This window comes from Bariatricus sp. HCP28S3_A7 (assembly GCF_052066375.1).
Classification (GTDB): domain Bacteria; phylum Bacillota; class Clostridia; order Lachnospirales; family Lachnospiraceae; genus Allocoprococcus.
In genome coordinates this window covers 1-9,864 of sequence record NZ_JBQHSG010000046.1, presented here as the reverse complement: position 1 = coordinate 9,864, position 9,864 = coordinate 1, and the positions used below count along the sequence as shown (strand labels likewise).

The 9,864-nt window shown below is 38.2% G+C and carries 8 protein-coding genes and 1 pseudogene; 7 read left to right on the top strand and 2 right to left on the bottom strand.

Annotated elements, in window-relative coordinates; genetic code table 11:
* From ACTNA4_RS15465 to ACTNA4_RS15455, 3 genes and pseudogenes are all read left to right on the top strand, one after another.
* Positions 1–246 (top strand): annotated as a pseudogene (locus ACTNA4_RS15465) (hypothetical protein); the annotation flags it as partial.
* 158 nt (positions 247–404) lie between these two features.
* On the top strand, positions 405–1,508 hold the full coding sequence (locus ACTNA4_RS15460; RefSeq protein WP_117658060.1) for an ABC transporter substrate-binding protein: 1,104 nt from the start codon (positions 405–407) through the stop codon (positions 1,506–1,508).
* A gap of 21 nt (positions 1,509–1,529) precedes the next feature.
* Positions 1,530–2,291, top strand: a complete 762-nt coding sequence (locus ACTNA4_RS15455; RefSeq protein WP_022279019.1) for an ABC transporter permease — start codon at positions 1,530–1,532, stop codon at positions 2,289–2,291.
* A 124-nt stretch (positions 2,292–2,415) separates the two neighbouring features.
* Here ACTNA4_RS15455 and nagB read toward each other — a convergent pair whose 3' ends face one another.
* Positions 2,416–3,147 carry a glucosamine-6-phosphate deaminase gene (gene nagB / locus ACTNA4_RS15450; RefSeq protein WP_441030980.1) on the bottom strand — a complete coding sequence of 244 codons (732 nt, stop codon included), beginning with the start codon at positions 3,145–3,147 and terminating at the stop codon, positions 2,416–2,418.
* 98 nt (positions 3,148–3,245) lie between these two features.
* On the opposite strand from nagB, the gene ACTNA4_RS15445 reads away from it, so the two are divergent.
* Both ACTNA4_RS15445 and ACTNA4_RS15440 read left to right on the top strand, forming a co-directional pair.
* A complete protein-coding gene (locus ACTNA4_RS15445; RefSeq protein ID WP_441030984.1) occupies positions 3,246–3,530 on the top strand; it encodes a hypothetical protein in 285 nt (94 codons plus the stop codon).
* 7 nt (positions 3,531–3,537) lie between these two features.
* On the top strand, positions 3,538–3,942 hold the full coding sequence (locus tag ACTNA4_RS15440; RefSeq protein WP_441030977.1) for a hypothetical protein: 405 nt from the start codon (positions 3,538–3,540) through the stop codon (positions 3,940–3,942).
* 87 nt (positions 3,943–4,029) lie between these two features.
* On the opposite strand, the gene ACTNA4_RS15435 is transcribed toward ACTNA4_RS15440, so the two are convergent.
* Positions 4,030–4,893: an AraC family transcriptional regulator gene (locus ACTNA4_RS15435; protein WP_003506523.1), complete on the bottom strand. Its 864-nt coding sequence runs from the start codon at positions 4,891–4,893 to the stop codon at positions 4,030–4,032.
* A 199-nt stretch (positions 4,894–5,092) separates the two neighbouring features.
* Between ACTNA4_RS15435 and ACTNA4_RS15430 the strand changes: the two genes are divergently transcribed.
* Together ACTNA4_RS15430 and ACTNA4_RS15425 are read left to right on the top strand one after the other, a co-directional pair.
* Positions 5,093–8,131, top strand: a complete 3,039-nt coding sequence (locus ACTNA4_RS15430) for a glycoside hydrolase family 2 TIM barrel-domain containing protein (protein ID WP_441030974.1) — start codon at positions 5,093–5,095, stop codon at positions 8,129–8,131.
* Positions 8,132–8,298: 167 nt separating this feature from the next.
* Positions 8,299–9,696, top strand: a complete 1,398-nt coding sequence (locus ACTNA4_RS15425) for an MFS transporter (RefSeq protein WP_441030971.1) — start codon at positions 8,299–8,301, stop codon at positions 9,694–9,696.
* Positions 9,697–9,864: the final 168 nt, after the last annotated feature.

The window sequence follows — 9,864 nt, the reverse complement described above, 5'->3', positions numbered from 1 at the left end:
GTTTCTCGACAATTCCATTATACCAAACGGAATGTATTTATGCCTTTTTTATTGGCTGAAATATTGAATTTTCAAGGTTCAGCACACCTTAGAGGTGTGGGAAGTTTTAGTCATATTATTTATGATGTCAAGATTACAGAAGAACTGCATCCGACGCGTGACACATTATTTGAGAATATTGATATGATGAAGCTTCGTATTACATTGATCAATCAGATAAATAAAGATGTCACGACACATATTTAAAACGGAAAGCCATGCAAATAGTGGAATTGATATGTGATATATACAGGCAGGCCTGTTATATATAGTGTTATCCATATACTGACGGAATTGCTGCCTGTCAGGAAATGGTTAATGCAGAGATTCTAGTATAAGTAGTAAAAACAGAAAAGGAGAAGGGTATGAAAAAGAGAGTTTTAGCACTTATGTTAGTGCTCGGTATGACGTTTAGTCTTGCAGCATGTGGAAGCAGTAATGACAAAAAGTCTGACGACACAAAAACAGAGACAACTGACAAAGATAGCAAGGAGAAAATGACAACTGTAAAGTGGAATTATGGTTCAAGTGGTAACGTCCTTGTAACAATTGCAGAAGAAGAAGGATATTTTGAGGATGAAGGAATCGAGATTGAGCCGGTAGAGGCAACTCAGAATATGGATGCAATGGCTCTTCTTGCAGCAGGCAAGGTTGATGTCGTATCAAATGCGGGTACATCTAATCCGCTTCAGCAGATAGCACAAGGTGTAGATCTTACAATTTTTGGCGGACATATGGTAGAAGGATGTATGCCGGTTGTTGCAAAAGCTGGAACAGAGTGGAAAGGTATCGAATCATTTATTGGACAGTCCGTTGCAGTAAATCCAAGTTATTTCGCATTTACAGGTGCAGTTATGGATCTTGGATATGATAATCCGTTAGATGTAGTTGACTGGAAAGTATATTCAAGCTATGATGACGCATTAGCTGCTGTTCAGAACGGTGAAGTAAAATATGCGCTTATGGGAACACAGAACAACTATGGTGTGAAACAGCTTGTAGACTCAGGTGACATCGAAATCGTAAGCTATCAGAGTGAAATCATGGAGAACTATTCTTGCTGCCGTATGGTTGGACAGACAAAATGGGTAAATGACAATCCGGATACAGTCAAAGCAATTATCCGCGCATTACTCCGTGCACAGTCCTGGTATGAGGCAAATAAAGAAGAAGCAGTTTCTCTTCATGCAAAACGTATCGGTCAGGAAGATGACTATGTGGCAGCTTACATGATGGATGACAAACATTATTTTGTAAATGTAGATCCTCTTAAGAACAGTGTGGTACGTGCATGGAACATTCTTGACAAAACAGGATACCTCGGTGATGACTGCAAGATCGATATTGAAGATCATATCAACACAGAGCTTTATGAAGAAGCACTTGCTGAGGCAACAAAATCTTATGGTGATGAGGCACCGGATTTCTATGAGGCACAGCAGAAATTCTTTGACGAAAATGATAAATAGCAGATTTTAGGAGATGGGTAAATGAAAACAATTAAGGGCTTTGTGAAAAAATACTGGATTACAGTATTGATATTTGCAGGATTAGTACTGTTATATTATTATGTGGCAGATGTGAAAATGCTGAATCCATATTTGTTTCCAACAACGGAAAAGATTGCAGCAGCCTTTGAGTCGAATAAAGAAGTAATGCTTACAAATATGCTTGCTTCTTTCAAATTACTCATCCCATCAGTATTTCTTTCTTTAGTGATTGCAGTTATATTTGGTACAATCATGGGATTAAATAAGAAAATCAGGGAAGCGCTGCATCCGGTTATTTATGCCTTTAGCGTAATCCCGTCAATCTTATTGTCGCCGTTTGTACTGTTGTTGTCACCAACATTATTATCAGCTTCCATATTTTTGGTTGTATATAATATTGTCTGGGCAACATTATTTGCTACAATCACAGGAATCATGACCATTGATAAGCGCTATTTGGACAAGGCAGCTACATTGGAACTGACAGGTGTAAAGCGGTTCATGAAAGTAATTCTGCCGGCAGCAAGTCCATCTATTCTGGCCGGTTTTGTAAATTCACTGAGAAGTTCTTTTGTAATGCTTGTATTTGCCGAAATGTATGGTGGCGGTTCAGGCATGGGCTATTTTGTAAAAAAGAATTCTGAACTTGGTGTATTTGCCAATACCTGGGTTGGATTTATCTTTATGGTAATTGTGTTAGTAGTTGTAATGCAGATATTTGAAAAGGTGAAAGAACAGCTGCTTAAATGGACAATTGATTAAAATTAAATGAAGATGAAAATATAGGGAAGTTGTGGTACATGGATGTGTATCACAGCTTCCCTTTTTTAACAAAAGCTAAATGCGTTTCATAAGTTACACTGCAATGTCCGGTGTCCAGTAGATATTATTTATCAATCTCACTCAGTGCAGCTTCATCAGCAACGATTGTTACATCATTATGTAACTGAAGGATGGAAGCCGGTACTTCCGGAGTGATTGCTCCATAGAGTACTTTCTTTAAGATTTCAGCTTTGTCCTTACCACTGACTACGACCAAAATTTTCTTTGCCTGCATGATATTCTTGATGTCCATGGTATATGCCTGGCGTGGCACCTCGTCTTCGGAAGCAAAGAAGCGTTTGTTGGCTTCAATTGTACTTTCTGTCAGATCAACACAGTGAGTTTCTTTTTCGAAAGCAGCTCCAGGCTCGTTAAAACCAATGTGCCCGTTGTGACCAAGTCCAAGAAGCTGGAGGTCAATACCTCCCTGGCTGCGGATAATTTCATTATAATCATCACACGCTTTTTTAGAATCTGCTTCCAGACCATTAGGGACAAATGTGTGGGATTTATTGATATTTACATGATTGAACAGATTGGTATTCATAAAGTAACGGTAGCTTTGATTATTTTCCGGACTTAAACCTTTATATTCGTCCAAATTAATACTCGTTACCTGTGAAAAATCTAAATCCCCTTTTTTATACCATTCGATTAATTGTTTGTAAGTTCCGACTGGGGAAGAACCTGTGGCAAGTCCAAGCACACAGTTTGGTTTCATAATAATCTGTGCTGAAATAATATTTGCAGCTTTTCTACTCATGTCCTGATAATCTTTTGCTTTGTAAATAACCATAGCTATACCTCACTTTTCTTTTTTTACTTTACATTCTGATAAATAAATTTCAGATGCATTTGTTTTGTTGTTATAAAATGTGTTTTCTGTAATGTAAAATTCAAATTGGGAAAATATTATTACTGCCGGTATGGCTGATCCTTTTTGTGATCGGCCTGGCAGTGAAGATGACAGTACAGACTTATGCGGTTGTCAGAGGGATCCTTGGATTTATATTCACTTTGTTGATTATAGCGACTGCATACTGTTACCATGATTGGGTACAGGTCGCATTTCTGTTTTCGCTGAGTGTTATTCTGTATCTGATCCTGTTTGCAGGAGTGTTCGTAGATACTGTACTGGACATGACAAGAGAACGTATTATTGATTTTATTATATCGTGAGGAGGATATGAAAATGAGCGAAAACAATGATTATATTCAGTTACCACCACTAAAAAAAGACACACCGTCCGATGTGGTAGCATTTATGTGGGAGTACATGAAAGTACCGGAGAACTCAAGAGAAAAAGTTAAGAATCTGATTAAGGCTGTACATGAAAATGACGTGAAATTAGACTATAAGGCGCCAAAACTTTATGATGTTATTCAAAAAGAAGAAATTGCTGATTTTGAAGAAGTCATGCATAAAACCATAGTTGACATTGTGTCAGAAGCCAGTGGTGTTGCTTGTTGGGTATATGTGCAGAAATATGTGAATCATAAAACTTTGGAAGAAATGTTGCAAAAATGGCCAGGAGCAGGCCAGTTCATCATTGTTATGAATACCTGGTTCGAAAGACTGATGAATTCATAAAATAACAAAAAGAAGAGGATGTCACGTAATCTGCTTTGATTCGGTGGCATCCTTTTTTGAGATTTAGTTTTTATGACATTATAAATTTCATAACTTATTTCTTATTTTTCGGTATTCTCTTGGCGAATATCCTTTCAGCTTGTGAAAAAGCCGGCTGAAATAAAGCTGGTTATCATATCCGACAATCTTAGAAATCTCATTGATGGAATAAGTTGTTGTTTCAAGTAACATCTGAGCATTGTTGATACGGATTCCCACAATGAATTGCATTGGTGTAGAACCGGTATATTTTTTGAAATTTCGGATAAACCAGCTGACACTCATGCCTCGTGAGGCAGCATAATCATCAATATTGATATTTTGATTGTAGTTTTCACTGAAAAAGGTAACAGCATTATCCATCTCATGATCAAGATATTCATTTTTTAATATGTGCTCTCTTGTCAGTTCCCGGTGGAAACTAATCAGAAGATGACGTAGCAAAAGGACAAGCATTTCCTCATAATTATCTTGACAGCGTTGGAGCTCGATAATAATACGCTTGAAAATTTGTTCATATTCATTAGATGTACCCACTTGAAAGACACGTTCTTTATCCGGAAACCCATATTGACGTAAGATATTTTTCACATTGCTTCCTGTGAAGTGAATCCAGTATACTTCTGTCTTATCTTCTCCGTAATATTCATATTTTTGGAGTTCTTTCGGTCTGTACAGTACAATGTTGCCGGCTGGAACAATCGTTTCATTATTTACATTATCAAAATGAAAATGCCCACAACCAGCAGTGATATATATAATCTGATAATCCAGACGACCCCTTGGACGGTAGGTCGGAAGTTTGGGATGTCTGGAAAGACGGTAAGTACCACAGCTACCGACAATCAGCGGACGACTTTTGTCTTTGAAATCCATATGTGAGTGGTTCAAATAACCGGTGTTCAAATACATAGGACAGCACCTCTTTTCGTACTTTTTATCATTGTATCATTTAGTGCATATTTTGTCTAATCCAATTCATAGACATATTTTGCGAATTAGGATAAGCTATATATAGCATAACTAAGGAACGTAAACAAAAAGTAAAGTATAAGGTTTGCTTTAGGAAAACAAAGAACAAAAAAGTATATGTATTGGAGGAGAGCTATTTATGATCGTACCACGTTATTATGAAAATCTAAGCGTACTGCACGAAAACACAATGCCAGCCAGAGCCTATTATATTCCGGCATCCAGAAGAATGGATAACTTGGTGGAACACAGAGAAGAGTCAGATCGTATGCAGTTATTGAATGGAACTTGGAAATTCCAGTATTTTAACAGCATCTATGACATTCAGGATTCTTTCTTTGAGAAGAATTATGATACAGAAAATTTTGATGAGATTCAGGTTCCAAGTGTATGGCAGATGGCTGGATATGATACACACCAGTATACAAACATCCGGTATCCATTTCCGTTTGATCCACCATATGTGCCACAGGACATTCCGTGTGGAGCCTATGTACATACTTTTGAGTACAGTAGAGATGAGAAAGCGCCAAAATCTTTTTTGAACTTTGAAGGAGTAGACAGTTGCTTTTACGTATGGATCAATGGCTCTTACATAGGATACAGCCAGGTTTCGCATATGACCAGTGAGTTTGATGTTACCGATGTACTTCAGGATGGAACGAATACGGTGGCAGTGTTGGTAATGAAGTGGTGTGATGGCTCCTATTTGGAAGATCAGGACAAATTCCGTATGAGTGGTATTTTCCGGGATGTGTACATTTTGAAACGCCCAAAACAGGCAATCAGTGATTATCATATTAAAACAAGAATTGAGGATATGCTTGCGAAAGTAGAAATTGAAATGAAATTCTACTCTCCGTTAAATGTAAAAATTTCGCTTGAAGATAGAAACGGAGCAGTTGTAGCACTAGGAAGTATTGCTGAAGAAGGAACAGCTGTATTAGAAATCGCAAGTCCGGAACTTTGGAATACAGAAAATCCATATCTATATAAACTGATTCTTGAAACAGAGAATGAAGTAATTGTAGATCACATTGCATTAAGAAAGATAGAGATTAAAGACCAGGTTATTTATTTAAATGGACAGAAGATTAAATTCCGTGGTGTCAATCGACATGATTCTGATCCGGTTACTGGATTTACAATCAATCCGGAACAGATTACAACCGATCTTACGTTAATGAAGCAGCATAATTTTAATGCGATCCGTTCCAGCCACTATCCGAACGCACCATTTTTCTATGAAATGTGTGACAAGTATGGATTCATGGTAATAGATGAAGCAGATATTGAAGCTCATGGTCCATTTATGATCTACAGAAAAGAAGACACTGATTACAATCGGTTCAAACGATGGAATGAGAAGATTGCAGATGATCCGGTATGGGAAGAGGCAATCGTTGATCGCGTAAAACTCATGGTGGAACGTGACAAAAACCGTTTCTGTATTGTTATGTGGTCAATGGGAAATGAGAGTGCTTATGGCTGCAACTTTGAAAAAGCACTGGAATGGACAAAGAATTTTGATCCAGACCGTATCACACAATATGAGAGTGCAAGATACCGTAATTATGATGAAACATATGATTACAGCAATCTGGATGTGTACAGCCGGATGTACCCAGCGCTTTCCGAAATTCAGGAATATCTGGATAAAGATGGAAGCAAACCCTTCCTTTTGGTAGAGTACTGTCACAGCATGGGAAACGGACCTGGAGATTTTGAAGATTACTTCCAGATGATTCAGGATAATGATAAAATGTGCGGCGGCTTTGTCTGGGAATGGTGTGACCATGCGATTGCTCATGGAACTGCTGAGAATGGAAAGACTATATATGCTTATGGGGGCGACCATGGCGAAGAAATTCATGATGGCAACTTCTGTATGGATGGATTAGTATATCCGGACAGAACGGTACATACAGGACTTTTGGAATACAAGAATGTTTATCGCCCGGCAAGGGTTATTTCCTATGACAAAGAAAGCGGAGAACTGGTGCTTCATAACTACATGGATTTTGATAATCTGAAAGATTATGTGAAAATCAGCTATGAATTGACACAGGATGGACTTTTGATTGGGAAAGGAAAACTTGCTGAAGTATCTGTGGTACCACATAGTGAAGGAAAAACAAACCTGCAGGTCAACGTTCCAGAAAATGGAAAATGTTATTTAAAACTCACTTACCACCTGAAAAAAGAAATGCCTCTGCTGGAAGAGGATTATATCCTTGGATTTGATGAGATCGAAGTAAGCCAGAAGGATGCCAAATGCCAGTTAGCAGAAAAATGGGTTGAAAAAACAGTGACGGATTCTGAATTACAGGTGAGTGAAGATGATACCCAGATTCATATCAATGGCCGTGAATTCGCATATACAATCGACCGACGGACTGCACTTTTTACAGAGATGAAATTTGCAGGTCGGGAATATCTGAACCACCCGATGGAATTAAATATCTGGAGGGCACCAACAGATAATGATATGTACATCAAGTCTGAATGGAAGAAAGCCCATTATGATAAAGCTTATACAAGAGCTTACACGACAGAGGTCGTGCAGGGAAAGCATGGTGTGAAAATTACAAGCCATGCATCCGTTGTGGCAGAGACAGTACAGAAGATTCTTGATGTGACGATTACATGGAAAATAGAAGCTGCTGGAAAGATTGATGCAGATATTGCAGTAACAAAAGATGATGAATTTCCGGATCTGCCAAGATTTGGTGTGAGGATGTTCCTGGATAAAAAACTTTCAGCTGCAAGATACTTTGGAATGGGACCACAGGAAAGCTATTGTGACAAACATCAGGCTGCGAGCCACGGCTTGTATCAGGCAAATGTAGACGATTTGCATGAGGATTATATTCGCCCACAGGAAAATGGAAGCCATTATGATTGTGAATATGTAGAGCTTAATAACAGCCGATATGGAATTGTAGTATCCGCGGAAAATGCCTTCTCATTCAATGCTTCTTATTATACGCAGGAAGAACTTGAGAAGAAAACACATAATTATGAACTGACAGAATCAGATAGTGTAGTATTTTGCGTTGACTACGCATTAAATGGCATTGGTTCTAATAGTTGTGGTCCGGTTGTATTGGATCAGTACCGATTTGATGATGTATTATTCCGGTTCCAGTTTACACTGATACCGTATGTAAAGGGATAATAAAGTTTCATGTAACTCGTAAACAAAGAAGGATAGTCTGATTGCAATGTAAAGTCCGGATATACAGAGCAATCAGACAAAAACAGAGAAAAAATTAGAATTAGACATCATACGGTTAGACATATTGAGATTCTAAGTGCGATGAAGATGAGGAGTAAAGAAATTCGATGGAAGAAAGAAAGTATTTGAAATGGTATAACAAAATTGGATATGGATCAGGTGATATTGCAGGTAATGTAGTCTATGCGTTCCTGACATCTTTCATGATGGTCTATCTGACGGACTCAGTAGGACTTGCTGCAGGTGTCGTAGGTACCCTGATTGCCGTATCAAAACTATTTGATGGTTTTACGGATATATTTTTTGGATCAATGATTGACAAAACACACAGTAAAATGGGAAAAGCGAAACCATGGATGCTATACGGATACATTGGTTGTGCCATTACGCTGGTCGGCTGCTTTGCAGTACCGGTCAGCTTGGGAACAACGGCTAAATATGCATGGTTCTTTATCTCTTACACACTGTTAAATGGTGTGTTTTATACAGCAAACAATATTGCTTATTCAGCACTTACGTCACTGATTACAAAGAACAGCAAAGAGCGTGTGCAGATGGGATCTTACCGTTTTATTTTTGCGTTTTCAACAAGTCTTCTGATTCAGGCAATTACAGTTGGATTTGTAGATAAATGTGGTGGAGATGCTGCAGCATGGAGAACGGTTGCTATTATCTATGCAATCATTGGTCTTGTCGTAAATACGATTTCAGCACTTTCTGTTAAGGAACTTCCGGAGGAAGAACTTAACGAAGGAGAAGTAAAGGATGATAATGAAAAGTACGGAATGGTACAGGCATTCAAGCTTCTTGTTAAAAACAAATATTACATGATGATTTGTGGAACATATATTTTACAGCAGTTATATGGTGCCATGATTGGAGCTGGCATTTATTACATGACATGGGTACTGAAAAATAAGAATTTGTTTGGACAATTTGCATGGGCAGTAAATATTCCACTGATCATTGCCCTGATTTTCACACCGACATTAGTTGGTAAGTGGAAAGGTATGTATAAACTGAACTTAAGAGGTTATGTTTTAGCAGTTATCGGTAGAGCACTTGTTGTTGTTGCTGGATATATGGGCAGTGTTCCGCTGATGATGGCGTTTACAGCTCTTGCAGCCTTAGGTCAGGGACCATGGCAGGGAGATATGAATGCAGTTATCGCATCTTGTTCTGAATACACTTATCTTACACAGGGAAAGAGAATTGACGGAACGATGTACTCCTGCACCTCTCTTGGTGTAAAAATCGGTGGAGGTATTGGAACCGCTGTTGTTGGATGGATGCTTGAGTTTAGTGGATATATCGGAACAAATGCAACTCAACCACAGTCTGCACTTGATATGATGCAGTTCATGTACCTTTGGCTTCCGTTAATCTTTGATGTATTGATTATGTTTGTACTTTCAAAAATGAATGTAGAAGATGCAAATAAAAAACTGAAAGCAGAAAAAGGAATTGCTGCAGATGAAATAACAGATGCATCAGACATAAATTAGAATTGACAGGAGAAAGCGTTGTCTGGTCGTTGTTCGATGAGACAATGCTTTTTATATACTAAAACTTCCCACACCTCTAAGGTGTGCTGAACCTTGAAAATTCAATATTTCAGCCAATAAAAAAGGCATAAATACATTCCGTTTGGTATAATGGAATTGTCGAGAAAC

Coding starts and splice junctions, on each gene's coding strand:
- ACTNA4_RS15425 (WP_441030971.1), top strand. CDS start 8,299: ATGGAAGAAAGAAAGTATTTGAAATGGTATAACAAAATTGGATATGGA.
- ACTNA4_RS15455 (WP_022279019.1), top strand. CDS start 1,530: ATGAAAACAATTAAGGGCTTTGTGAAAAAATACTGGATTACAGTATTG.
- ACTNA4_RS15430 (WP_441030974.1), top strand. CDS start 5,093: ATGATCGTACCACGTTATTATGAAAATCTAAGCGTACTGCACGAAAAC.
- ACTNA4_RS15435 (WP_003506523.1), bottom strand. CDS start 4,893: ATGTATTTGAACACCGGTTATTTGAACCACTCACATATGGATTTCAAA.
- ACTNA4_RS15460 (WP_117658060.1), top strand. CDS start 405: ATGAAAAAGAGAGTTTTAGCACTTATGTTAGTGCTCGGTATGACGTTT.
- ACTNA4_RS15440 (WP_441030977.1), top strand. CDS start 3,538: ATGAAAATGAGCGAAAACAATGATTATATTCAGTTACCACCACTAAAA.
- nagB (WP_441030980.1), bottom strand. CDS start 3,147: ATGGTTATTTACAAAGCAAAAGATTATCAGGACATGAGTAGAAAAGCT.